The organism is Nitrospirales bacterium (assembly GCA_031315865.1).
Classification (GTDB): domain Bacteria; phylum Nitrospirota; class Nitrospiria; order Nitrospirales; family UBA8639; genus JAGQKC01.
Genome location: JALDRJ010000002.1, coordinates 2,454,492 through 2,479,913 on the forward strand (window position 1 = coordinate 2,454,492; position 25,422 = coordinate 2,479,913).

Below are 25,422 nucleotides of genomic sequence, written 5' to 3' on the forward strand. Positions count from 1 at the left end.
TTGAAACAGGAGTCACTCGACGGTGATTCGCACCGAATCGGAGATGTTCAGCATGTCATGATCGTGGTTGGCGACTTTCACGGTTATCGTATGCGGGCCCGGTGCGACATCACGAAATGTCCCCTTGAACCCCTTCTGGTACTGGCCATCCAGGAAGACATGGGCATGGTCGGCGCTCAACCCTTTCCTGAGTTCATAGGTTAATTCGAACGATGTTCCTACCATATCGCCATTTTGCGGCGAGGTGATCGTCAAGGCCGATCCATCATGGAGATCCAGGTGTTGTCCGGCCGTGAATCCCGAATGGCTCCATCCTACAATGCTCAAGAGTACGAACGCAGAAACAAGGATGACACGCATGGTTTTCCTCCTTCGATGAGATACACGTGGTGAATGATCGGGGCCCGGCCGTTCGTTTGAAAAGAGCGCTCTGATCTCGTATCCGATGACACGACTGAACGTCGTCATTTGTCAGCTACTTGTATCATACTTCCATCGGCGGAAACATCTATGTCGATCTCGTGGCTTCCCATGTGACCGACGAACTCATAGCCGACGACTTTCATGCTCGCGGAATGACTGGCCTCAATGTACGTGGGGATAAATCCCGGAAGCTTTCGTCTGATGGCTTTCATGACAGCTCCCGGAACCATCGATTCTTGGAAGACGACTTCGATTTCCTGGATAACTCCATCGGGGTACACATCGTACTCAAATTTCCGGCCGTCCTTGAAGATTCCTTGAATCTCATAGACGAAGCCTCCATCCGGTTCGGTCTCCGTGTTGGCGCTTTGATAGGTGGCGTCTGGAAATTTGAGTTTCGCCTCTGTGAGAATGGTTTCTGGAATCGTGCTCAGTTCGATGGGCGTCTCTACCCCGGCCATGGCCGGGACCGTGAGAATCACCGAAAGCATGATGATTGGCCAAGGGATTGTGTGCATGCGTTGCCTCATGCCCTAGTGCTTTTCTCTCTTGCCTTGCAGGAGCTCAGTAACTTCGTTCCGTAAGATCTGCCAGAAGTCTTGTAGGTTGGTGAACTTGTTATTGACCTTTTCAAGGTAGACTTCGAGCTCATCGATCGCTTCATGCTGTTCTGCCTCAATCTCCCGGTGTAGTTGAGTTTTCAAGCCTGCGAGCGTTTCCTCCAACTCATAGACCTTTTGTTCCAACATTTGTTTTCGCGAGAGAACTTTTTCCATGGTCTTATCCTTTATCAGGGTGTCGTCTGTCTTACCAACCAAAGGCCTGACTGGCGCCGATTAGCAGCAGCGGAACGACGAAAAAAACACTGGCGATGTACAGCGCAACGTATAATTTCTTTTTGACGGCCATATCGGCCAACGTTTCGGCCGCGTGGAGCGGTATGTTTCGTAAAAACGGAATTCCGTATATCACAATAACACCCAAGACATTATAGACAAGATGAACCAGGGCTATTTGAAGGGCAAAAATCGCGTTGACGCCGGTGACGGCGGTTGCTGCGAGTAGGGCGGTAACGCAGGTGCCGATATTCGCTCCCAGCGTAAAGGGGTATACTTGTCGGAGATTGAATACGCCGTTCCCTGCCAATGGAACGATCAGACTTGTGGTCGTCGATGACGATTGGACGAGAACCGTAATCGCCGTTCCCGTCGCGATTCCCGATATTGGCCCCCGACCGATTGCGCTGTGGAGGATCTCTTTCGCTCGCCCCACCATGAGGACCTTCAGTAATTTGCCTATGTAGGAAATCACGAAAAAGATTAACCCGATGCCAAGAACGATGAGGAGCACGCCTGCCATGATCTCAGACAACCCCATATTCCCGAATAGGCCTTGCAAGGTTTTAATTGGGGGGCTGATCAGGGGCTTCATGAAGTTGAGTCCTTTCATGGACATGGAATCCCCTCCGATCATCATATTTGCCAGTAGCGCTCCGGTTTTTTGCAGCACTCCGAACGCGATTTCCAGAGGCAGGAAAATGACGACGCTGATGAGATTGAAAAAGTCATGAATGGTCGCCGCGGCGAATGCCCGCTTGAACTCTTCACCTTGTTTGACGTGCCCCAGGCTCACGATGGTATTCGTGATCGTGGTTCCGATATTGGCGCCCATCACCATGGGGATCGCGATAGGGACGGGTAATCCTCCTGCGACCAGTCCGACGATAATGGAGGTGACCGTACTGGAGGATTGAATCAACGCCGTGGCGACCGTGCCAATAACCAAAGCCGTGACAGGATTACTGGCGAAAGAAAACAGTTCCTTGGCCTGCCCGCCGGTCGCGGCTTTGAACCCACTTCCAATCATGCCGACGGCGACGAGGAGGAGGTAAATAAGCCCGGCGACCATGAACCATTGTTGGAAGTTCGCTGAGGTGGCTGTGGGTTGATCGTACGTCGTCGTGATAGACATTGGGCTTCTCCCGCTTAAAAAGACGAAAATGCGAGCATTCAATGCTGCTCGCGTAGGAAATAGTAAAAAGCTTGTGTTAAGAATGTGTGACGAATACAAGAATTTTAGGTTAACAGTGTCTCGCACTTCTGGGAGGCAAAGGTCAAGGTGGACCGTGTTACGGTCGTGTTAAATCTGATGTTCGTGGAGATGGATGGTGGCCTAGCTCTGTGATTGTGGCGCATGAGCCTATCAAGCATTTTGCGTCACTGATCATGGATAATCGTTTCTTGGCTCTTGATCACCGGCAATATCGACGCCTACTGAACAATTCTGCCAGGCTTCTGGACAAGGGCAGGGGTGGGGCGATAGAACAGTGAGGACAAGGGGAAGGAATGTAACACTCATGGACTATCACGCGCTTTTTGATGAACTCCAGGATCTATTGCCGACGATGGAGGATTGCGGCCAAGTTGCCTCGTATATTCAGGAATTACAGAAGGTCGATCCCAGGAAATTCGGCATCCATCTCACCACGATTGACGATCAAAATTATTGGCTTGGCGACGCTCATGAGAAGTTTTCGATTCAAAGTATCGCCAAAGTTCTGTCTCTTACTCTGGCGTTCGAGTTAGAGGACGATCAATTGTGGCACCGGGTCGGGGTCGAACCTTCAGGGACAGCCTTCAACTCTCTTGTGCAACTGGAGTACGAAAAAGGCATTCCTCGTAACCCGTTCATTAACGCAGGCGCTTTAGTCGTGTGCGACATTCTTGTGAGCCGTTTGCGGCATCCCAAGCAGGAGCTTCTTGAGTTCACACGAAAGGTTTCGGGAAATCCGTCTATCGACTATTGCTCGAGAGTGGCGCAGTCCGAGAAAGCGACTGGTTTTAGGAATGCTGCGCTGCTCAATTTCATGAAATCCTACGGCAACATTCAAAATGATATCGAAGAGGTGCTGGATTTTTATTGTCATCTTTGTTCGATTGAGATGAGCTGCCAGGAACTCGCGCAGGGATTTTTGTTTTTAGCGGCGAACGGGGTGAACCCCTTGACGAATCATCGAGTCGTCAGCGGGAGCAAGACCAAGCGTATCAATGCCATCATGCAACTGTGCGGTTTTTATGATGAAGCTGGCGAGTTTTCGTTTCGGGTCGGATTGCCAGGGAAGAGTGGAGTGGGAGGAGGCATTATCGCGATTTATCCAGGGCATTACACGATTGCCGTGTGGAGTCCGAAGTTAAATGACAAGGGAAATTCTTACAAAGGCATGAGAGTGCTCGAATTTTTCACGACTCGAACGAAGTCCTCCATCTTCTGAAAGAACGATTTTCTAACCAACCGTTCTTTGATCTCGATAATGTAAAATTAATCTTTCGAGTGCGGACTCATTGAACAGCCCGGAAGAAACCTCATTTTTTATGGCAGTTACATTCAGAGTCTTCCTTTAGCATTGACAGATCTATGCTAAGCCTATGTAGTGACATACCTACTTTACGAGGGTCGCCATGCAAATGGGTTTAAGAGAAGCCAACCAAAATTTTTCCAAAGCGATAAAAGCGGTAAAGTCTGGGCAGGAAGTTGTGTTAACAGAGCGCGGTAAACCGATTGCAACGATTAAGCCTCTCAACGCCCATCAGCAGAGAGATTCTGTTATGCGGCGTCTCGAAGAAGCCGGATTACTTATTTCCGCCCCAAAAACCTCTCCTCTTCCTGCCTGGACTCCTCGACCAATCAACGGCATGTCTATGTCCAAGACATTACGGGAGGAGCGTGATCAAGACGACTAATCCGCTGAGCCATGAGATGCCAACTGCCCTGGATTAGTCACGTATTCGGCGATCTGTGTCTGTTGGTCGGCGGCGGCTCTCTTCAGTAGCAGTGGGGTGATCGTGTTCGTGATAATCGTGTCTGCTGGAACCTGGCTGAGGCTATGTAAGTGAATGAACAGACCTGTCATTGGTTTGCGGATTAGGAGTGCCTATGACTTCTTGGGCTTATTTCGATACAAGTGTATTGGTCAAACGCTATATCAAAGAGGACGGCTCTTCCGAAGCTCGCCGTCTTTTAAAATCTCACCGTCTTCTGACGTCCATGATTGCGCTGACTGAAGCTATTTCCGCCCTCTCGAGGCGATGTACTCTAGGAGAACTGGAACGCCATCATTTCATTGAAATCTTGCGCAAACTTAAAGCTGACAGTGCGTATTGGGAATTTGTTGAGATCAGTCTTTTATTGCTCAAAGAAGTCAACGACGTCATCATCAATACAGAGTTGAGAATCTTGGATGTCCTTCACTTGGCCTCCATACTCATGTTTCAATCTGTATCAGGCTTGCATCTTCCTCTCAGGACGAGTGATAAGAAGCAGCGGGAAGCTGCTGTGAAACTTGATATTGAAACTGTCTGGGTGGGTTAGAGCAGAACGTCAGCAATCTGTTGATATCAGAAATTTTGCACTCAACACGGAAGTGTTGAGTTGCTGGTTCACCAAATAAGCGAAGCTCTCATCTTCTTTGTTGAGTTTCGCGACTTTCCCGTAAGCTCTCCTAAGACGAACATGTAAGACTGCTTCTCGCGCCAATGTTAGAACATGGTAATTGATAGTAGAGAGCTGGGATAGACAATCGGTTAAGTAAACATCTGAAGAAATACAATAAAATCAAAAATGACTTTATTTGCTCCATTTATTCCTCCTAAAAAAATTCTGGATGCATATAACTCATTTCTCGTTGAATTAGGCCCTAAGCACAATATTGCGCTTTTCAGAGGGCAATTATCTGATCGTGAAGCGCTAAAAAGAATTTTGGAAATAAGAAATTTGTATAATTTCAAAACATATGTAGATATCTCGATTCTGCTTCCAATTTGTGGACAGTGCAAGACGAATGCTGATGAAAATTTTGGGAAACAAATATTGCCAGAAATTTTCCCACCTAACTGGCAAAAGTCATATGAAGGAATCGGTATTAAGAAAAGTATTTTGCTGTTAATCGAAAAAGAACTTAGCGAAAACACATGGCACGGTCTATTTTGTTTCAAATGCCAGGGGGAAATTCTTTTCAATAGAAATAAAAAAAGCAAATTTTATGTTCATGCTACCTCTTTAACTGATTACTATGGTTGCCAAAAAAGTCCTGGAAGAAGTCCCACAGGCTGGATGAAAAATCTAATCTATGAAGAATATGGAAAGCAATGTACGTCTTGCAGGCGTGTCTTGAACGCTGATTTGCTTACAATTGATCATATTGTTCCTTGGGACTCTGGTGGTAGGACCGAACTCCAAAACCTACAGCCTTTATGTGAGAATTGTAATAGTGAAAAATCCAATTGTATTTCAAAGATTATTATTGGTTACATTCCTGATGAACTTTTTCCCCCGGCCGTAGACTGTCAATTGGATATCTCCTCAAAATTAATTGCTTTGTCCTTAGACCAAACCTCACACCCGTTAATCCAATTTTTTCACCAAATTACTATGCCGGCTGATAAATAGATATTTTTTATGTTGAGGATTAAGTCTAGTTTTATAGATTTTGTTCCAACTTCTTGCAGTTAGTCTCGGCTTAAGCCCAATCGTGGGTGACGTTTATGATGGCGAATAACCAGGACTCTAATCGTTCCCGAATTGAAAAGCCGAAAGTAGATAGAGTACGGGAAGCGATGAACCAGGCAACGTCGTATGTTTTGTTCGATAATAGGATACTGGCGAGGATTTCGGAGAATTCGGTCAATTGCTGCATACACTTCGGAGCGAAACTCATCACCTAATCCTGAACGTTTCTGATTATAGTGTATTTTGGCGTGATTGAGATCCGAAGCCGTGAGCGGATGAAACTCGATGTTCATTCAGCGGCGTCAGTATTCGTACGTCGCAAGAATTCTGACTGGGTAAGAGGTTGAGCGGAACCGGATTCCAACTCAGTATCTCGGTCCTTGGCGAGTATAATTCCTTCTTGATCCTGGAGGATATTGGTGCTGCCGGAATGGGCCTCTAAACTTTCCCAAACTGTCAATGCGAGATGTTCCCGCTCTTCCGGAGGAAGGGCTAGAATTTCTTTCTCGAGTCTCGTCATGTAGCTCATGGGGAAAATTATAGCACGTCCTGTTTTGAGGAGAAATAACGGGAAATTGTAAAGCCTAGAGACGCAATCAAGGACAGGTCTGATTTTATGCAAGAAAAACGTTGTTTACGGGGTGAAATAATTTGAAAGACAGGAATAGGGTTTGATCGCCTGATAGACGTTTTATCAAAAAGAATATGCACGAATCTTGTGTTAACGCCCTGTCACCTGCACGTAGGCTTCGTAACGTTGTTTGATTTCCCGCACGTATTTCACGGGCTCTGAACACCGGCAGTAACCGTGACGGGCCTTTCGCGCATATTTCCGTTTCGACAACAGGCGAATGGCATGTTCGACGTTGCCGAACCATCGATTGGGGTTCAATCCTTCCTGGCGGGCCACACGCCGGGCATCCAACACATGACCATGCCCGACATTATACGCGGCGAGGGTAAACCACATCCGGTCTTTGACCGACAGTTCCGGTTCGAAGCGATCACGGACCCAGTTCAAATACTTCACGCCTGCATGGATGCCCTCCTTGGGTGAACGGATGTCTGGAAATCCCAGACTCTTGGCCGTTTGAGGCAAGACCTGCATGAGCCCCACGGCCCCAGCCCAGGAACGGGCATCGGGATTAAACCGGCTTTCCTGATACATCTGCGCCACGATCATTCGCCAGTCAAATTCGTATTGTTTGGCATATGGCTTAACGATTTCATCGTAGGGTGAGAGTTCTCCGGTTCGGCTGGCCCGATGTTCCACGTGAAGGCGGATGTCTCGTTTGTTCTCAAAATACTTCTGCACGGTAAGGTTGTAGAACACACCGCGATACGTTTTTTTCAGGAACGCGTTGACGGCTTTCAAGAGTTCGGGGTTTGAGTCTCGAATAACCCACCCATGCGGTCTGGGTTCGCCCAGAGGGAAAGCGGCGCGAATATCCTCCCGCCAAGTCAGTTCAATGTCTAAAAGATGGCTGTCGGCGACCGTGAGGTCATACTTCCCCTTCGCGAGACGGGAGATGATTTCCTCAGTTTCCAGTTCTTCCGGCACTTCCTCCAGTTTTACGTCGATGCCCTGTTTTTGTAAGGCTTTGATCGTCGGCCAGTAGGAACTGCTCCGTCGAATCGCCACCGTACGGCCTGCCAGGTCTTGAGTCGATTGGAGCTTGCTTTCCGGCTCCTCTGCCCGCGTTACGACGATTTCAGAGCTTTTAAAGTAAGGCCGTGAGAACGTGACTCCTTTCGACTTTCGTTCGGGTGTGATCGTCATGGAAGCCGCGACGATATCGCCCTTTCCCTCGATCAACCAGGGAATCAGGTCCTCCCTGCGTGGAGGAACGACCATTTCCACGCGCAGCTTGTGGGCTTGCGCAAAATGACGGCTCAGTTCGTATTCAAACCCCAGGAGCTCGCCCCGCCACAAAAAGTAGGTGGCTGGGTTGTTTCGGGTCAAGACGCGGAGCACGCGATGTTGTTTGATGGCTCCGAGATCCCCTGTGTATAGGGTTGGACGTGACTGTGCCAACTTGGCCGTCGACAGGAAGGTGTTGAGTCTTTCCAATAACGCCGTTGAATGAGGGCGAACGCCCCAGGCGACCGCTCTGTCTCCAGTGAGATCAAAGGCCGCGCGCAGGTCGGATCTGTATGTCAGCATGGCCTGCATCAGGTCGTTGTCGGCGATCGAAACATCGTAGAGCCCGCGGGCGACACCATCTAACACTTGTTCCGTGTCCAGGTGATCGGGGGCTTCTTTGATGGCAATTCCCGGATGCTGTTTTTTGAGTCGTTGAGCGGTTTGCCAAAATGCCGATGACTTTCGCGCCACAATCGTCCGGCCTTTTAGGTCTGCGGGATTGTTCACGCCGGTGTCGGTCTTTCGTGTGATGAGTTGTTCACGGACGATCGCCACGGGAACGGTAAAGTCAATCTGTTCTTGACGTTCGGGGGTGATCGTGAAATGAGCGGCGATCATATCGCCCCGCCCGTCCAATAGGGCTGGGATCAAATCATGAAAATGGTCAACCTGAACGCGGTGCACCTGTGTGTGCAACGCTCCTGCCAGTTCGTCGAGCAATTGATTTTCGATGTGATGAGGGGTGCCTTGGCGAGGAAGATGCTCCACGGATGCCAGCGGAGGGCTGAGGACCCGGATGCGTCCGTGTGAGAGGATATCATGAAGGTCGCCCGCTTCCCGGTATGTTGAAACTGGACTTGTGGAAGCTGTCGTGGGAGATGAGCTTGAAGCATCGTCCGCTGATCCGCACCCGCAACACAGCAGTAAAACGATCACGCAGCACATGCGCGGTACGGTGGCAACACGAGCGAGGCACCTGGACATGAATGGCTGGAACGCGTGCATAGTGCAGTGTACCGGGAGAGCCGGTCAAAAGAAAAATCCGTCCTGCTCGACAGCCACCCCATTGTACGTTTTCGAGCGTTGCGACTCAGTTTAAATTTTTTGTTGACGAATTTTGGCTTAAAGGATAGCATGCGCGTGGAACCGTCCTATTAATTCTGCCGACTGGCCACCCGGCCGTTACCTGTGTTCGGCGTTCTGCTTCTACCTTCCTTCTTGGAGGAGTGAATGGAAGACGCGCTCGTATACGACCGATTGCAGTTTGGGTTTACCCTCATCTTTCATTATCTCTTTCCTCAATTGACGATGGGGCTGGCCCTGTTGATCGTCTATCTGAAGTCTCGAGCCTGGTGGACCCAAGCCGAGCATTACAATGAAGCCGCTCGATTTTGGATCAAAGTCTTCGCGTTGAATTATGCGTTCGGCGTGGTAACCGGCATTCCCATGGAATTTCAGTTCGGGACGAATTGGGCGAGGTTTTCTGAGCTCACGGGGGGGGTGATCGGTCAAACGCTGGCGATGGAAGGGCTGTTTGCGTTCTTTCTGGAGTCGTCGTTTCTCGGAGTGTTGTTATTCGGCGAGAAGAAACTTGGCGCGTTTGTGCATTGGATGGCCTCCGTGCTGTTGTTCTTGGGCTCCTGGCTTTCGGGCTATTTCATCATTGCGACCAATGCATGGATGCAGCATCCTGTAGCCTACACCCTCACCGAGCAAGGCTTGTTTCAGGTAAGCAGTTTGTCGGGAGTGCTGACCAACCCATGGCTCGTCTGGCAATATGCCCATAACATGTCGGCGGCGGTTGCTACCGGTTCGTTTGTCATGGCCGGAGTCGGTGCCTTTTATCTTCTGTCTAACCAGCATGTGGAATATGCACGCACGTTTGTTCGTACAGGTATCACCGCAGCCGCGATCGCCAGTCTGCTTCTGGTCTTTCCCACCGGCCACGAAAACGCGAAACACGTCTTTAAATATCAACCGGTGACTGGTGCCGCCATGGAAGGATTGTTTCAATCGGAACGGGGAGCCCCTATGACGCTGATTGGACAGCCGAACATGGAAACTATGACGATCGACAATCCAATAGAGGTTCCCTGGGGCCTCAGTATTTTGGTCTATGACGAATTGTGGGCCGAGGTGAAAGGGTTGGATGCCTTCCCCCGGGATGAATGGCCGGATAATATTCCGCTCCTGTATTACAGCTATCACATTATGGCGGGGCTTGGGACGATTTTTCTGGGCACGATGTCGCTCGCCTTCTTGTTGTTATGGAAAGGAATGCTGTTTCGCACCAAAATCGCGTTATGGGCCATTCTATTGATTTCGCCGTTTCCGTATATCGCCACGACAGCGGGATGGATGACGGCTGAACTGGGGCGCCAGCCTTGGCTGGTCCATGGGTTACTCCGGACTTCGGAAGGTATTTCCCCTTTGGTCCATTCGGGTAACGCGTTGTTTACGTTTATCGGGTTTGTCGGTATGTACTTTCTTCTCGGTATCCTGTTTATCCTGTTGTTTGTCGCGACGATCAATCATGGTCCCGGGGCTCAGTCCGGATCCGAAGAGAATTTGGCGAACGAGTCCTCGCGTTAAGGGAGGCCCTGTCAGGATGGAAACGTTTTGGTTTGCCGTGGTCGCCTTGGTATTCACGGTCTATATCGTCTTGGACGGTTTAGATTTTGGCGTCGGGATCCTGTATTTCGCGGTTGCCAGGACCGATATCGAACGTCGTATCGCGTTACGAGCGATCGGACCGGTGTGGAATGGGAACGAGGTTTGGCTGATCCTGGGTGGAGGGTTGTCGTTTTTTGCCTTTCCCAGAGCCTATGCATCCGGGTTCAGCGGTTTTTATTTGGCTCTTATCCTCGTCTTGTGGCTTCTCATGTTGCGGGGGTTAGCGATTGAACTGCGTTCGCACTTTAATCATCCTGTCTGGACTCAAATATGGGATGTGACGTTTTCGGGCGCCAGCGTCATGCTCGCCTTTGTCTTCGGCGTGGCTGTGGGCAATTTGATTCGCGGTGTCCCGCTCAATGCCGACGGGTACTTTTTTACCCCCTTCTGGACGACATTTCTGCCAGGGCCTGATCCGGGGATTCTCGATGTGTACACGCTCTTTACGGGTTTACTGGGAGTCGCTCTGCTCGCACTTCATGGGGCCTATTTTCTCATGATGAAAACGGAAGGCGCAGTCTTTCAGCGGAGTTGGCAATTTGCCAAAGCGGGAAGCTGGGCTGTTTTTCCACTTGTTCTCGTGAACCTGTTCATTCTTTCGTCTCTCCACCCGGCTTTTTGGGAAAATTTTTCTCGCTATCCGGTCGGGTATGTTCTGCCGATCGCCTCCACCGCGTCCTTGATGGCCATGGTGGCATGTTCTCGCATGGGAAAGAGCACTGGAGCTGCGGTGTCATCCTGTGTCTTTATTCTGACCGGACTGGGCGTCACGGGGTGGGCCTATTACCCCAATTTGTTGATTTCGACGACAGATCCAGCCCTGAGCCTCACCATCTACAATTCGGCAGCTTCCGATTACGGGTTACGAGTGGGACTGGTGTGGTTCAGTATCGGTTTTCCGCTCGTGCTACTCTATACCTTTTACGCATACCGGTCTTTTTGGGGGAGGGTTACACGTTCGAGTGTCGAGGGAACGGATGGATATTGAGCCATCTTATTCCTATGGAGTGGTTTGATGAGTGAGAAGGGGTAGCCACGTCAAGATCGCGTTCCATGCTCATGGCTCATGGATTGATCAGACCTGTTCGAATGAAATCTTGGCGAGTCGCGCCAGGCGATAATTGAGATGCGTAGACCATCCGTAAGACATGGATGTCTAACTCTGTTAAGAGCCCGCTACTCTGACCGGAATAGACTCCCGGCCCCCCACTCATTAACGACTGCCCGGCCCCGCCGATTGCTTGGGCGCGAATGTGGCACATGCCTAAGATGCCATGGCCAACCACGTCGTGGGCGTAGGCTTGTGGAGTTTGATTCTTCGGTTGTACCGCCCGGCTGGCCTTCAAGACTCCCGGTTCCTTCCACTCATGATGCGTACACCCGACTTTTGTCATGCAGCCAAACTTGGTCGGATCATCATGAGTCATGGATGCCACCTGAAAGTCCTGTGAAGATGGCTCTGACTCATTCGTCTCATGAATGGAGACCGAAATAGCTCCATGCGTGGCCTGTGAGACTTGCTCGAGCGTAGACCGAATCTGGAGGCGTTTATCTTTCGCGACGCCTTTCGCCAACAGAACATCGATATGGCTGCCTCGAGGAAATCCAGCCCATCGGTGATAGGCTGGGCAGGCTCCAGCCCCCAGTGGTCCAGTCCCAAATATCAACGCTTCTATGCTCTGGCGGTCTCTGTCCGTGAGCGTGGTCTGAGGCGAAAGAGGAGAGGATTCAGATACGATTGGAAATCCAAGGAAGAGCAGACATAATAAAGCCAGAACACCTGATACGTGATTTCTCGAAGGCTGATGGCGGCTCATATATTTTACCTCACTATATATGCAGACAAATCGTTGGCATGACTCCGGCATTTTTCATGGCCGGTCGGGTTTTTCAACCGGAACAAACCCCAGCCCCGGGGAATTCCATGGGAATAGTTGCGGCCCATCATAACGATACCCGTCGCCTGACAAGGGATCTTGGGTCATGAGCAACGGGGTATCCAGGTCCAGCAGCGAGATGCCACCTAACCCAAGTACCAGAGAAAAAGAGCAGCCCATCGCAAGCCGCGTTTCAATCATGCCGCCGATCATGAGAGGCATGTGGTTGGCCTGACACAACGCGGCAATGTCAATCGTGGAGAATAAACCGCTCTTGGTAATTTTGAGGTTGATTATATCGGCGGCTTTTTCCTGAATGACGCGTTGAGCGTCTTCGAGGGTAAAGACCGATTCATCGGCGGCGATCGGAATAGAGGTGTTGGCTGTTATCATCGACATACCGTCAAGGTCGTGCCGGTTGACCGGTTGTTCAAACGCACGGATTGCCGACTTGAAACCCTCAAGTTTCTTGGCGATGAGGAGCGCTTCCTCGACGGTGTAGCCTTGATTGGCGTCGATGATGAACGAAATGTCGGTAGACAATGTATCGACAACGGAGAGAGTATGAAGATCGTCTTCCAGTCGAGCGCCGACTTTCAGCTTAAATATACGAAAACCTTGTCGATGCCATTGCTGAATCGCTTGAACGGTTTCAGGGGTGTTTCGTATGGGGATTGTGATGTCAGTCTCATGGACTTTGACTGAAGCTTCCCCCCACAGTTTCCATAGAGGAATGCCCTTCTCGCGCGCCAAGGCGTCCACAATCGCTGTCTCAACTCCACAGCGAATCGCGGGATGATGGCCGAGTGGCACGGCCAGTCGATCCGAGATGGCTCGATACTCGTTGACGTCTAACCCGATGAGTTCACCTAACATGCCGGTTGCCGCGGTTAAACAGCTTTCTTGTGTTTCCCCCATGAGTTCGGGAAACGGGGCTATTTCCCCGTATCCGCAAACACCAGACTCCAGTGTGACTCGGATAAAGAGGTTTTTAGCTTCGAGTATATCCCCCTGAGAAATCGTGAACGGTTCAGTCATGGGAACACTCACTGGCCAAACGTCCACTGTTGCGATTTTTCCTGCCGAAGTTTTGCCTGAACTCAATTGCGGTGTCACCTTTATGTTTACCGACATGTTTCAGAACGGACGTGTTATTTCTATCGTGCCTTCCTCTGGTCTTGTTTCGACCATTATAGCGAATCCAAATACGTTCCAGTGGATAAGAATCAACTCGCTCTTTGTGACCTTACAAACGCAATCAGGCGAATGTTATGTGAAACGGCTATGACCACATGGTTGACGAGTGATTGAGAATGAATCTAGCCTCTGGCCTCGCTCGCGGCTATTGCGCAGCCCTCAATGGTTAAGAGCTGTTTTTAGCGCAAACATACGGTGGAATGTCATATATATTAGGCGATTTCCCATCTCCACGCGAAAATCCTCTGGTTCATCCTGGGCGGCGGCCTCCCGGTTCGTATCTATTTGATGGAGCCGAGCATATCTTCCCCTTAAAGGATCTGGGCAAAGGCATTGATGACATCTCCTTTGTTTCATTCGAGGGAATAAAGAATGTGAATCAGTTCTTGCGGAAACGGGGAGTGGCGTTGCTGGAACAACGCATTCCCGTGCTGGCCTATGGGACGAATCCTTGTCCGGGGCAATTGGCTTTTAAATTCCGTTCCATCGAGAGTCGTGTCGTGCCGGTCTTGAAAGGCAGGCTCAAGGGGTGGGATACGGTCTATAAATTTCTCAGTCGTTCAGGTTATGCCTATGCCCAATTGATTCCAGCTGATGATGTAGAAGTGGAAGTCTGGGTGACCTTGCTCGATCAAATTCAGTTTGAGCACATGAATACAACTGAAGGGATTTTTTCAATTCCGAAACAATACGAAGTGGGGATAGTGTCAAACGTTCAATCTGAACATGGCAAAATATTTTCCGCTTTGTTCTATGCCGGCAATACACGAATTTTTCTTTCGCCCGGGTGTGACGGCCAGAAAGACACTCCAGTTTCCATCCTTGAAATTCCGGCGAAAGGACGGGTAACGCCGTCGCTTACGCAAGAAGAAATCCTCAATCATTGCGTGCGGGTTTTCGAGCTGGAAGGCGTTCTCAAAGCGTGCTTTCCTCAAGATGACACTCGTATGCCTAGATTGCCAGGCCTACGGCTGGCTGAGTTTTTGAATAGACATTTTCTGGCCCATGGCGGCGAAGGCGCTACATGTCGCTCATGCGATGCAATGTTAAGTCGCATTTTTCAATTAACGGAAAGTCTGCACTGTCACGCACTTTCCGTTTCCCAACTTCCGGGCATTCAGAGAACGCTCCTGGAAGATCCCAACAAAAGTCCTATGACGTTCGGAGACGTCTGGGGATGATATTTCATGATGTATTGTCGTGTCGTAATTGTCGTCCACTAGACTTTGGGATAGGCACGTTGTGTAAACCTCCATAGACTATGGAGGAACTAATGCGCTCAATGGAGCGGGAGGAATCGATATGCCATGAAATAGCCGTCCGGACTGCCGTCAGTGAGCGATGAATGCTAGCCAATTTCTAATCCCATGACGTATGCCTCGAGCGCGTGTGTTTGTTCGGTTTCTTGTTTGAGCAGGGTATCAATGTCGTTTTGAATGGTTTCAAGCTCGGTCTCTTGGGCATGCAGTTTTTTGACGTAGCGGGAATAGAGCTGGCTTTGTTGGGTGAGACGGTGCATGTTCTCGCGGATTCGCTGTTGATCCTTGGCGATGTGAGCTGTTCTCGTTTCGAGTTTGCGGAGTGCTTCGCGGGTTTGGGAGAGTTCCAGGCGTAATTTGACTACATGCTCAAGCGCCGCTTTGACCTCCGGATTGATCTGTTTGGCTTGAAGGTAGAGCCCGATGGTGTTGTCAGCGGACGTGAGTAAGCTGACCCGCTCTTCGACAGGCTTGCCTTCTTGAATCGTCAATGACTCGGATTTTTGAGGGGCAACGGTCATGGCAAAACGATAGACGGCTCTGGTTTGCTCACTCGGTGCTTTCGTGTTCACGAGTTTCCAGTCAGGTGCATAGGGATGCTCTATGAGCACATTCTTTTGGCGTCGGCTCCGATTTTTCACCGTATACGTCGTCGCGCGTATGGCCTTTTTCGTCGCAATGAGCACACCTTTTCGCAGGAGAACCGAGATGTGGTCGTGTTGATGGGGGGCAGGTTTCCGATGGACTTCGGTATTGAGGTCTAATGCGTAGCTAATGAGCCGATCTTGACCGGGGGGCAGGTCTTTTATCTGCGCATCTCCGGCGTAGGCATTGTCATCGAAGACGGTGATGGGGCCCTGCATTAACGAGACGTCAGTCGTATTGTTGAGCCTGAATACGTGTAACGGATGGGATGCATGAGTTTGGGCATTGTACAGCGAGAGTTTTTCTCCTTCGACCGCTTGGCTGAGGATCGGTAGCATGGCCGATCCATGTCTTGGGATGCTAATCGGTGTTTGAATCGTGTAAGCAAATAGCTCTCCAGTTTCTTGGCCTTGGGCCTGCGCTTGCACACCTTCACGGAGATCCATCTCGCTGTCGTCGAACGACTCTCCCGGGGCAGGGGGTGAAGCCGCAAAGGCCAATGCTTTTTTTTCCGCTCTGGAGAGGGATTGATTCTTGGCGAACCGTTGAGCCTTTGCTTGCCCTCTTATTGCGGTGTCTGACTCATCCTGGAGCGCTTCGGCTGTTGAATCAAGTCGATCACTATGGGTTTGGGGGCTGAGCGAGGCATGTAATTCCTGGCGGACTAGTGGTCGAGGGCTGTAGAGAGGTTGGTGCAGATCCATGATAAAGGAGATAGGACGTCCAGAGACCAATGAAAGCTGTACCTGGTTCCAGTCATGATCAGTTGTGTTATCGACGATGCCCCAGCCTTGTAGAAATGGGGCCTCTTGATCGTGTAGGACCAACCGATACGATGTTTTCCATGTCGGGGTTTCTCGAAGATAGGCAAGACGAACTCGCCGGTTGCCTTCTCCACGAAAAGAGATGACCACGGTTTTTCTCTGGTGATCGTGACTTCGTGCCAGAACAGCCAACGCCTGTTGAAGTTCCTTGTTAAGGGTATGGTTCAAGATGTGGATGTCTTGAACCTGGGCCAAAGGAACTGACCGCAGCTTTCCATTCGTGAAGATATTCAGGTATTCCGCGTCAATGCGTTGCTGAGTCGCTCCGGTATTCTGCCATTCTGATTTTTTCTCGACGCCGACGATGCTTCCCGTGATGGGGGTTGGAGTGGAAAGCTGGACAGGTTCTCCCCGTAATTGTGTGAGCAATTCTCCGAGCGTTGGATGCCTGGAGAGGTCCGGGCTCAAGGAGCTGAGTGTCTTTGAGAGAGGATCGCGTGATTGATAGTGAATCGAAGGTACCGTGCCGCCATCAAAATCTTGAACGACCAGACTTTTGAGCAGGTCGTTGATTTCAGCGCTACGAATCGGGAGTAAGACCTCTGCGTTATTCAGTACCGTGCCGTCATGCTGAAAATATCCTACCCCACTCGTGTACAGAACAATCTTTGAAATCGCGAGCGAGTCTGGATCAGGCTCACTTGTCTGCTCAGCATAGGCTAGAGACGGTAGGAGCAAAAACGCGACAAAGAGGGCCGGAAACGTTCGCGATGACATGAGTGCTCTCCCCTTACATAACGTGAAAGAATGGCTGATTCTATGCGATTCTGAAATTGTATCATGTCATGACATTGAGTTCCTTTTTGACGGTTGCGAATGCGGATAGCGCCGCGTTGATGTGTTCGGTGGAATGTTCCGAGGTGACGGTCAAGCGAAGGCGGCTGGTACCTTTAGGCACAGTCGGAGGGCGGATAGCCGGTGCGTAGAGGCCACGTTTGAGGAGATTGGCGCTGAAAGCGGTCGCAAGTTCAGGGTCGCGCAGGATAATGGGAAGAATAGGGGTCTCGGTATTCGTAAGATGAAACCCCATCGCTTTGAGGCCCTCATGCAATTGATTGCGGTTCTGCCAGAGGCGAGCGCGGCGACCGGGCTCTGTTTGAACGATCTGTATCGCGACCCGTGCGGCGGCTGCCATCGAGGCAGGTGGGGCGGTGGTATAGATGAACGAACGGCTCGTGTTGATCAGATATTCAATGAATGACCGTGGTCCGGCTACGAATCCACCGACGGTCCCGAGGGCTTTGCTCAGCGTTCCCATTTGAAAAAGCGCCTCAGTATCAGAGGGGATACGAAAATGTTCGAGAGTTCCTCGCCCAGTATGTCCCATCACTCCGGTCCCGTGTGCATCGTCGATGAGCAGGTTGGCTCCGAACTGTGTTGCAAGCCAGATGATGTCAGGAAGCGGTGCCACATCTCCATCCATGCTGAACACCCCTTCAGTCACGATCAGAGTTTTTCGACATCCGGTTCGCTTGCTTAGTAATTGCTCAAGGTGGTTGGCGTCATTGTGATGGAAGATGCGGAATGTCGCCCGGCTGATCCGGCATCCGTCCAGAAGGCTCGCATGGCAGAGCCGGTCAACGAGGATCAGATCATCTGCACCGGCTAGGGCGGGGATGGTTCCGATGCTGGCACTGTATCCCGTTCCATACATCAGGGCCGATTCGGTGGTTTTAAACTGCGCCAGGTCCGATTCCAACAATTGATGTGGTGGCTGAGTTCCAGCAAGCAACCGGGCAGCCCCGGCCCCTACACCATATTCCTGGATACCATGAATCGCGGCTTCTTTTACACGTGGATGATTGGCTAGTCCTAAGTAATTATTGGAACCGAATTGAATCACGGATCGGCCTTCGAAGTTTATGACCGGTCCTGCGGCAGATGTGACCGTCTTGAGCGTTCGTCGCAGATGTTTGTTTTCCAGCGCTAAGAGTTGCTCATTAAACATGGCGGGAAGATATATTGGCGTTTACCGACAGTTGACATTGTCGGTCGATGTTGGTCGGTCAGGCATTCCGTGCTAGAATCATTGTTGACTTGCCAAGCTGAGTAAGAATATCATGGAACCTTAACTAACTGCTGAAAAATACATTGAAATTCGTTGATTACGGTCTACCTTCCTTTTAGGAGTGGACTCTAACCATAACCATGGAAGGACTTTCTTGAAAGTCCTTAACAGAGGGTGAGTTATCATGCAACTGACAGGTGCAGAAATCTTTCTTGAGTCATTAAAACGCGAAGGCGTCAAAACCATTTTTGCGTTACCGGGTGGAGTGGTCCTCAAGATCTTTGATGTCTTGCACCAACAGAATGATATTGAAGTGATCCTCACGCGTCATGAACAGGGCGCAGGGCATATGGCGGAAGGCTATGCCAAGGCTATGGGGAAAGCCGGCGTTTGTCTGATCACCTCAGGCCCCGGCATGACCAATGTGATTACGGCATTAGCTGACGCGTACATGGATTCGGTGCCCATGGTGGCTTTTTCTGGTCAAGTCCCCACGGCGTTGATCGGCAATGATGCGTTTCAGGAAGCTGACAATATTGGGCTGAGTCGTCCTTGCACGAAGTACAACTTTCTCGTCAAGGATGTGAATGATTTAGCGTCGACGATCAAAGAAGCGTTCTATTTGGCCACGACCGGTCGTCCAGGGCCCGTATTGGTCGATATTCCCAAAGATATTTCGATGGATAAAGCTGAATTCAAGTATCCAGATTCCGTCGCGATTCGCGGGTACAACCCTACCTATGAAGGCAGTAAGTGGAAAATTAAGCAAGCGGCCGAAGCTATCAGTAAGTCGAAGCGGCCGATTCTATACGTTGGTGGTGGAGTGTTGTTCTCTGGTGCCTCCAAAGAGCTATTGGAATTAGCCGAGATGACGCAAATTCCCGTGGACATGACGTTGATGGCTTTGGGGAGTTTCCCTGGCAATCATCCTCTCTCCCTCGGCATGTTAGGCATGCATGGCACGTATGTCGCCAATATGGCGATGCATTATTCGGACTTGGTGATTGCCGTTGGCGCTCGATTTGATGATCGGGTAACGGGCAAGGTTTCGGAGTTTTGCCCGCAGGCCAAGGTCATCCATATTGATATCGACCCCACGTCTATTCGTAAGAATGTTCATGTGGACATTCCGATCGTCGGTGATTGTAAACGCGTGTTGCTAGAACTCAATAATATTCTTCGTGCGACGGTCAATGGAAATCAAAAAGAGCGACGGAAGCCTTGGTGGGATCAGCTTCAGGCGTGGCAGACTGAACATCCTTTGCACTACGATCAAGACCCTGAAGGGCAGATTAAACCGCAATACCTGATCGAACGAGTCTATAAATTGACAGAAGGTCGAGATCCGATCGTGTCCACGGACGTCGGACAGCATCAAATGTGGACGGCGCAATTTTTTAAACTTGCCAACCCACGAACCTGGTTGACCTCAGGGGGACTGGGTACGATGGGCTTCGGCTTTCCGGCGGCGATGGGGGCTCAAGCCATCGATCGGAACCGTTTAGTGGTCTGTATTGCCGGAGACGGTAGTTTTCAGATGAATACGCAGGAACTCGCGACAGCGGTGATTTCGAAATTGCCGGTGAAAATATTCGTGATTAATAATCGATTCCACGGTATGGTCCGGCAATGGCAGGATCTGTTCTATGAAGGCCGTTATGCTTCAAGCTACCTCGATCAGCATCCGGACTTCGTCAAATTGGCAGAAGCCTATGGCGCCGCGGGCATTCGCGTCGAAAAAGTGGGTGAAGTGGACGCGGGTATTCAAGAGGCGCTGTCTATTACCGATCGACCGGTGGTGATTGATGTGCCGGTGTACCAATTTGAAAATTGTTATCCCATGATTCCCGCAGGCGGATGCAACCATGAGATGATTTTAGAAGATCCTCCGGATTTAAAAAAACCTCGGCCCACGGGAAAGAAAAAGTCTGGTCAAGACAAAGATACGGTTTTGACGGCGTAAGGCGGACCAAGCATGGAACATATTATCTCTCTGACCATCGAAAATAAATTCGGCGCGCTTTCGCGCGTAGCCGGCTTGTTCAGCGGGCGTGGGTTTAACATTGAAACCCTATCCGTGGCTCCGACGCTGGATCCCTCTATCTCTATGATGACGATCGTGACTTCAGGAGAAGAGCGGATTATTGAACAAATTATGAAGCAATTGAATAAGCTGATTGATGTGATCAAAGTTGTGGATATCAGCGAAAGCGAGTACGTAGAACGTGAGACGGCCCTCATCAAAGTTCACACCCGGCCGGAAGATCGTGCCGAAGCATTGCGTATTGCCGATATTTTTCGCGCCAATGTCGTGGATTCTTCACCAACCTCGTACACGATCGAAGTGACTGGAGATACTCGAAAGGTCCAAGCGATTATCCATCTTCTTCAACCGCTCGGCATTAAAGAGCTGGTTCGAACTGGTCGGATCGCAATTGGACGAGAACCGACACGCACGTCGAGTGCTCAGTCTCGGCCGCTTGCCAAAGTGAATTAATTACACATACGACATCTCAATACATGAGCATGACCTAGGCCATGTGCTCTGTGTGATGACATGGAGGTTAGACGTAGAACCAAGTAATGAGTGGCCCGACAGATGACTGCGTGAAATCTTCAATCTTCCGTGGTTCTTTTTCTTGCTGGAATGATCGTCTTCAATCGCAGTCGTAATTTCGTGCCAACTTTAATGAAGTTGTTCTCAGTTGTTTCGCGATCTCCGGTTTCATCGTTTTCGGAGATGAAGTTCTCACACTCATACGTTTTAGGAGTCCGTCATGAATATTTTTTATGAAAAAGATGTTGACCGACAGAACATTCTGAAAAAAAAGGTGACGATCGTGGGGTTTGGCAGTCAAGGTCATGCCCATGCGTTAAATTTGCATGAAAGCGGCGTGAAGGTTGTTGTCGGTGTTCGACCTGGCGCGTCCTGGCGAAAAGCTGAATCAGCGGGATTGAAAGTCATGCCTACGGCTGACGCAGTCAAAGATGCCGATGTTGTGATGGTCCTGGCGCCGGATGAGCGGCAAGCTGCGATCTATGAGAAGGACATTGCCCCAAATTTAAAGAAGGGTGCGTATTTGGCCTTTGGTCATGGGTTCAACATTCACTTTGGGCAAATTCAACCGGCCGATACGACGAATGTCTTTATGGTGGCCCCGAAGGGGCCAGGGCATCTCGTTCGTTCGGAATACACAAAAGGCAGCGGGGTCCCTTGTCTATTGGCCGTGCATCAGGATCCCAGTGGAGATACGACAAAGGTGGGGCTGGCCTATGCCAGTGCCATTGGCGGAGCGCGGGCAGGAGTGATCCAAACCAACTTTCGAGAAGAAACCGAAACGGACCTGTTCGGTGAACAAGCGGTCTTGTGCGGTGGGTTGACCTCCTTGATTCAGGCCGGATATGAGACGCTCGTGGAAGCCGGCTATTCTCCTGAAATGGCGTACTTCGAATGTTTGCACGAAGTAAAATTAATCGTGGATTTGATCTACCAGGGCGGAATCGCCAACATGCGCTACTCCATCAGCACAACTGCCAAATATGGCGATGTTACGCGGGGGCCCAGGGTGATCACGAGTGAAACGAAAAAAACCATGAAACGCATTTTGTCCGAGATTCAGAGCGGTCGGTTTGCCCGTGAGTGGGTGCTCGAAAATCAAGCCAATCGGCCGGTCTATCATGCGCTGTTGAAAAAAGGTGAGGAGCATCCGATCGAAGAAGTCGGACAACGCTTACGCGGCATGATGCCCTGGCTACAAAAGGATCAGCTCGTTGACCAGAACAAAAATTGAGTGTTCATGCCTTGCGACGTTTTGTGTGTGATAGGAGGTAGGAAGATTGGCTGATCGTGCTGCAGGGTTACCGGTTGCTCGAGAAGGGCTTCCCTTTGTTCTTGGAGCCGCCATTCCGGCGATGGTTGCTGGTCGCGTTGGATGGCGAGGAACTGCGCTTGCGTTGGGGGCGGTTGCTGGCTATTGCGCCTGGTTTTTCCGAAATCCGGCTCGAAGCATTCCATCGGGGGATGATCTCATCGTATCGCCTGGAGATGGGAAGGTCGTGGCGATTGAACGGGAATTTGAGTCGCGGTTTTTAAAAACCGACAGTATTCGAGTCAGCATTTTCCTCAATATCTTTAATGTCCACATTAATCGTGTTCCATGTGGGGGGGTTCTGCAGGATGTTGTGTATCAGCCTGGGCAGTTCATTCCCGCCGACAGGCCTGACGCCTCGGTGAACAATGAACAGAACGCCTTGATGATTCGTCGCGCAGACGGCAAAAAGGTCTTGTGTGTGCAAGTGGCAGGCTTAATCGCTCGACGCATTGTGTGTTGGGCATTGCCGGGAGAGCAGGTGCAGAAGGGCGAACGGTTTGGCCTCATTCGATTTGGCTCCCGAATGGACTTGTATCTTCCCCATGAGAGTCACGTCAGTGTAAAGGTTGGAGAACATGTTAAAGGGGGCACTTCCGTCATCGCCGAACTAGCATGTGAGGCCGAGAAGGTGTGAAGGTCATCGTATCGGTTTCTTCCTGGGTTCGGTTGAGGAGTATTGAGCATCAGCCATTCAGCGTCATGTTGAAAACTGTCATACCTCTGGAGGTATAGCATATGTCGATGCGCGGGTCTTTCATAAAAGGTCCTAAAAGACGGCGTGGGGTATATCTTATCCCAAATCTCCTCACGACGGGAAACCTCTTTAGCGGATTGGCCTCGATTCTGTTTGCGTTTAATGGGGATTTTCAATCTGCCGCCATCGCGGTCTTTGTCGCCATCGTCTTCGATACGCTTGATGGGACTTCGGCCCGTTTGATGAAAAGTACAAGCCAATTCGGTCTCCAGTACGATTCGTTGGGAGATTTGATTTCCTTTGGTGTGGCGCCTGGTCTCATCATCTACGCATGGGCCTTGAATACCCCCACGATGCTCGGGGCGGCGGTCATGTTTGCCTTTGTCGCCTGCGGTGCGCTGAGATTAGCCCGGTACAACGTGATGGCGACGTCCAGCGTGAGCGACAGTAAGGCCTTTACCGGACTTCCGATTCCTGGCGCTGCAGGTGTCATTGCGTCATTCGTGATATTTGATCTCCATGTGTTCGCCCTGAGTGAGAGCATTCGACCCATTGTTGGTCTCGTGATGAGTCTGAGTCTGTCGTTTTTGATGGTCAGTACCATTCGGTATCGCAGCATCAAGGACCTTCAGTTTCGCGAAAGTCATCACTTTAATTATTTGGTGTATGCGATTCTGATTTTGATGGCTGTCTTAGCTTATCCGCAACTGATGTTGCTCGTCCTGTTTGGTGGTTATGCAATGTCTGGAGTTCTTGAGCAAGGATGTCAAACGTTGGCGAACGCGTTTGGTAAACGAAAGGATTCCACTCTTGTGAGGGATCCTGTCCATGACTCCAAAGATTCATGACATGAGTCTAGAGAATATGCCGTCATTCCATGAACAACCTACGACGATGACTCGACATCGTTTTTTCTGTCTTCTCCTGGCAAAGGACTAGTTCGAGTTCGATCGGGTGCCGCGGTCAATCCTGAGCCTTCGTCCCGATCGATCGGGAGGAAGGCTTTTTTATCAGAGGAGGAATACGTTATGGCACGAATGATCAGGATCTTTGATACAACTTTGCGCGATGGAGAGCAATCTCCTGGCGCCAGCATGAACATTGAAGAAAAGGTCCTGGTAGCCAAACAACTCGCTCGGCTCAATGTCGACATCATTGAAGCGGGATTTGCGTTTAGTTCCCCCGGCGACTTTGAGGCCATTACGAGGATTGGGCAAGAGGTGGAGGGTCCTGTGATTTGTAGCCTGGCCCGGGCCAAGCCGGAAGATATCGACCGGGCCTGGGAAGCGCTCAAGGGAGCTCCGAAGCGGCGTATTCACACGTTTCTTTCGACGTCAGATATTCATTTAACACACCAGTTTCGGATGACCCGTGATGAAGCACGTGTGCGGGCGGTTGAGATGGTCCAGCATGCTCGGAGCTATGTTGATGATGTCGAGTTTTCTCCGATGGATGCGACACGGTCTGATTTATCGTATCTCTGCGAAGTAGTTGAAGCAGTGATTGACGCAGGGGCAAGGACCGTCAATATTCCTGATACCGTTGGGTATGCCACTCCACAGGAGTTTGGACACATCATCCGAACGTTGCGTGAGCGAGTGAAGAATAGTGATCAAGCCGTCTTTTCCGTTCACTGCCACAATGACCTGGGGCTTGCTGTCGGAAATTCCATGGCCGCCATTCATGCAGGCGCAGGACAAGTGGAATGTACGATTAACGGTATCGGAGAGCGAGCCGGCAATGCGTCACTCGAGGAAATCGCGATGGGGTTACGGACGCGAAAAGATTTCTATGATGCCGACACCCAAATCATTACGGAAGAAATCTCCAAGAGCAGTCGCCTGGTCAGCAAGATTACCGGCATGCTGGTTCAACCCAATAAAGCGATCGTTGGGGCGAACGCGTTCGCCCATACCTCCGGCATTCACCAAGACGGACTCCTGAAAGAAAAAAACACCTATGAAATCATGCGGCCACAATCCATTGGATTGACCCAAAGTCGTCTCGTCATGGGAAAATTGTCGGGACGTCACGCCTTTCGCGAGGAATTAACGCGGCTTGGCTACACACTGTCTGATGAGGAAATTAACGAATCCTTCGATCGTTTCAAGCGACTAGCGGATCAGAAAAAAGAATTGTTCGAAGAGGACCTTGAAGCCATCGTCTCGGAGGCGGCGATTCGAATCCCGGAACGCTATGTCTTGAAAGGCCTATCAGTCGAAAGTGGTTTGGGCGAGAAACCTCAAGCCACGGTCGAGCTTGATGTGGACGGTCGTGTCGTGAAACAGAGCGGGTCAGGCGATGGTCCGGTTGACGCGGTCTATCGTGTGATCGCCAGTCTGACAGAGACCAAGAGTCAGTTGAAAGCCTATATCGTCAAAGCCATTACGGGGGGGACCGATGCTCAAGGAGAAGTGTCTGTGCGGGTAGAGGAAAATGGCGAAATGGTAACGGGGCATGGATCCAATACGGATATTATCGTGGCCTCCGCCCATGCCTACTTGAACGCACTGAATAAACTTACCTCTCTTTTGGAGCGACATGCGCGGGCAGAACGAAAAATTCCTTTATGTTAATAGAT

23 protein-coding genes are annotated in these 25,422 nt (G+C 50.4%); 13 read left to right on the top strand and 10 right to left on the bottom strand.

Annotated elements, in window-relative coordinates; genetic code table 11:
* Positions 1-12 precede the first annotated feature (12 nt).
* The 4 genes from MRJ96_11220 to MRJ96_11235 form a co-directional block, all read right to left on the bottom strand.
* Positions 13-360, bottom strand: coding sequence for a hypothetical protein (locus MRJ96_11220; GenBank protein MDR4502011.1), 348 nt, complete (start codon positions 358-360; stop codon positions 13-15).
* A gap of 104 nt (positions 361-464) precedes the next feature.
* The gene (locus MRJ96_11225; GenBank protein MDR4502012.1) at positions 465-941 is read right to left on the bottom strand and encodes a hypothetical protein; all 477 of its coding nucleotides are present in this window, start codon (positions 939-941) and stop codon (positions 465-467) included.
* Positions 942-956: 15 nt separating this feature from the next.
* The gene (locus tag MRJ96_11230; GenBank protein ID MDR4502013.1) at positions 957-1,199 is read right to left on the bottom strand and encodes a hypothetical protein; all 243 of its coding nucleotides are present in this window, start codon (positions 1,197-1,199) and stop codon (positions 957-959) included.
* Positions 1,200-1,230: 31 nt separating this feature from the next.
* A complete protein-coding gene (locus tag MRJ96_11235) occupies positions 1,231-2,394 on the bottom strand; it encodes a Na/Pi symporter (protein MDR4502014.1) in 1,164 nt (387 codons plus the stop codon).
* A gap of 385 nt (positions 2,395-2,779) precedes the next feature.
* Here MRJ96_11235 and MRJ96_11240 point away from each other — a divergent pair, with 385 nt between their 5' ends.
* From MRJ96_11240 to MRJ96_11255, 4 genes are all read left to right on the top strand, one after another.
* Complete coding sequence (locus MRJ96_11240; protein MDR4502015.1) at positions 2,780-3,694, top strand: glutaminase; 915 nt, start codon at positions 2,780-2,782, stop codon at positions 3,692-3,694.
* A 187-nt stretch (positions 3,695-3,881) separates the two neighbouring features.
* Positions 3,882-4,163 carry a type II toxin-antitoxin system prevent-host-death family antitoxin gene (locus MRJ96_11245; GenBank protein ID MDR4502016.1) on the top strand — a complete coding sequence of 94 codons (282 nt, stop codon included), beginning with the start codon at positions 3,882-3,884 and terminating at the stop codon, positions 4,161-4,163.
* 193 nt (positions 4,164-4,356) lie between these two features.
* Positions 4,357-4,791, top strand: a complete 435-nt coding sequence (locus MRJ96_11250; GenBank protein ID MDR4502017.1) for a type II toxin-antitoxin system VapC family toxin — start codon at positions 4,357-4,359, stop codon at positions 4,789-4,791.
* Positions 4,792-5,040: 249 nt separating this feature from the next.
* Entirely contained in the window at positions 5,041-5,868 is an 828-nt protein-coding gene (locus MRJ96_11255; GenBank protein ID MDR4502018.1) for an HNH endonuclease, read from the top strand.
* Positions 5,869-6,217: 349 nt separating this feature from the next.
* On the opposite strand, the gene MRJ96_11260 is transcribed toward MRJ96_11255, so the two are convergent.
* Both MRJ96_11260 and MRJ96_11265 read right to left on the bottom strand, forming a co-directional pair.
* On the bottom strand, positions 6,218-6,448 hold the full coding sequence (locus MRJ96_11260; GenBank protein ID MDR4502019.1) for a hypothetical protein: 231 nt from the start codon (positions 6,446-6,448) through the stop codon (positions 6,218-6,220).
* A 201-nt stretch (positions 6,449-6,649) separates the two neighbouring features.
* Positions 6,650-8,728 (bottom strand): transporter substrate-binding domain-containing protein, encoded by a 2,079-nt coding sequence (locus MRJ96_11265; GenBank protein MDR4502020.1) that lies wholly within the window; start codon positions 8,726-8,728, stop codon positions 6,650-6,652.
* A 294-nt stretch (positions 8,729-9,022) separates the two neighbouring features.
* On the opposite strand from MRJ96_11265, the gene MRJ96_11270 reads away from it, so the two are divergent.
* Positions 9,023-10,384, top strand: a complete 1,362-nt coding sequence (locus MRJ96_11270; GenBank protein MDR4502021.1) for a cytochrome ubiquinol oxidase subunit I — start codon at positions 9,023-9,025, stop codon at positions 10,382-10,384.
* A 16-nt stretch (positions 10,385-10,400) separates the two neighbouring features.
* The gene (cydB, locus tag MRJ96_11275; protein ID MDR4502022.1) at positions 10,401-11,453 is read left to right on the top strand and encodes a cytochrome d ubiquinol oxidase subunit II; all 1,053 of its coding nucleotides are present in this window, start codon (positions 10,401-10,403) and stop codon (positions 11,451-11,453) included.
* 76 nt (positions 11,454-11,529) lie between these two features.
* On the opposite strand, the gene MRJ96_11280 is transcribed toward cydB, so the two are convergent.
* Together MRJ96_11280 and MRJ96_11285 are read right to left on the bottom strand one after the other, a co-directional pair.
* Entirely contained in the window at positions 11,530-12,282 is a 753-nt protein-coding gene (locus tag MRJ96_11280) for a hypothetical protein (GenBank protein MDR4502023.1), read from the bottom strand.
* A 54-nt stretch (positions 12,283-12,336) separates the two neighbouring features.
* Positions 12,337-13,380, bottom strand: a complete 1,044-nt coding sequence (locus tag MRJ96_11285) for a dipeptide epimerase (GenBank protein ID MDR4502024.1) — start codon at positions 13,378-13,380, stop codon at positions 12,337-12,339.
* A gap of 533 nt (positions 13,381-13,913) precedes the next feature.
* Here MRJ96_11285 and MRJ96_11290 point away from each other — a divergent pair.
* Positions 13,914-14,720, top strand: a complete 807-nt coding sequence (locus MRJ96_11290) for a hypothetical protein (GenBank protein ID MDR4502025.1) — start codon at positions 13,914-13,916, stop codon at positions 14,718-14,720.
* Positions 14,721-14,887: 167 nt separating this feature from the next.
* On the opposite strand, the gene MRJ96_11295 is transcribed toward MRJ96_11290, so the two are convergent.
* The gene (locus tag MRJ96_11295) at positions 14,888-16,984 is read right to left on the bottom strand and encodes a hypothetical protein (protein ID MDR4502026.1); all 2,097 of its coding nucleotides are present in this window, start codon (positions 16,982-16,984) and stop codon (positions 14,888-14,890) included.
* A 61-nt stretch (positions 16,985-17,045) separates the two neighbouring features.
* Complete coding sequence (gene bioF / locus MRJ96_11300; GenBank protein MDR4502027.1) at positions 17,046-18,215, bottom strand: 8-amino-7-oxononanoate synthase; 1,170 nt, start codon at positions 18,213-18,215, stop codon at positions 17,046-17,048.
* A 244-nt stretch (positions 18,216-18,459) separates the two neighbouring features.
* On the opposite strand from bioF, the gene ilvB reads away from it, so the two are divergent.
* From ilvB to MRJ96_11330, 6 genes are all read left to right on the top strand, one after another.
* Positions 18,460-20,238 (top strand): biosynthetic-type acetolactate synthase large subunit, encoded by a 1,779-nt coding sequence (gene ilvB / locus MRJ96_11305; GenBank protein ID MDR4502028.1) that lies wholly within the window; start codon positions 18,460-18,462, stop codon positions 20,236-20,238.
* A gap of 12 nt (positions 20,239-20,250) precedes the next feature.
* The gene (gene ilvN, locus MRJ96_11310; protein ID MDR4502029.1) at positions 20,251-20,772 is read left to right on the top strand and encodes an acetolactate synthase small subunit; all 522 of its coding nucleotides are present in this window, start codon (positions 20,251-20,253) and stop codon (positions 20,770-20,772) included.
* Positions 20,773-21,052: 280 nt separating this feature from the next.
* Positions 21,053-22,066: a ketol-acid reductoisomerase gene (gene ilvC, locus MRJ96_11315; protein MDR4502030.1), complete on the top strand. Its 1,014-nt coding sequence runs from the start codon at positions 21,053-21,055 to the stop codon at positions 22,064-22,066.
* A 46-nt stretch (positions 22,067-22,112) separates the two neighbouring features.
* Complete coding sequence (locus tag MRJ96_11320) at positions 22,113-22,781, top strand: phosphatidylserine decarboxylase family protein (protein ID MDR4502031.1); 669 nt, start codon at positions 22,113-22,115, stop codon at positions 22,779-22,781.
* Positions 22,782-22,888: 107 nt separating this feature from the next.
* Positions 22,889-23,689 carry a CDP-diacylglycerol--serine O-phosphatidyltransferase gene (gene pssA / locus MRJ96_11325; GenBank protein MDR4502032.1) on the top strand — a complete coding sequence of 267 codons (801 nt, stop codon included), beginning with the start codon at positions 22,889-22,891 and terminating at the stop codon, positions 23,687-23,689.
* A 180-nt stretch (positions 23,690-23,869) separates the two neighbouring features.
* A complete protein-coding gene (locus tag MRJ96_11330) occupies positions 23,870-25,417 on the top strand; it encodes a 2-isopropylmalate synthase (protein MDR4502033.1) in 1,548 nt (515 codons plus the stop codon).
* Positions 25,418-25,422: the final 5 nt, after the last annotated feature.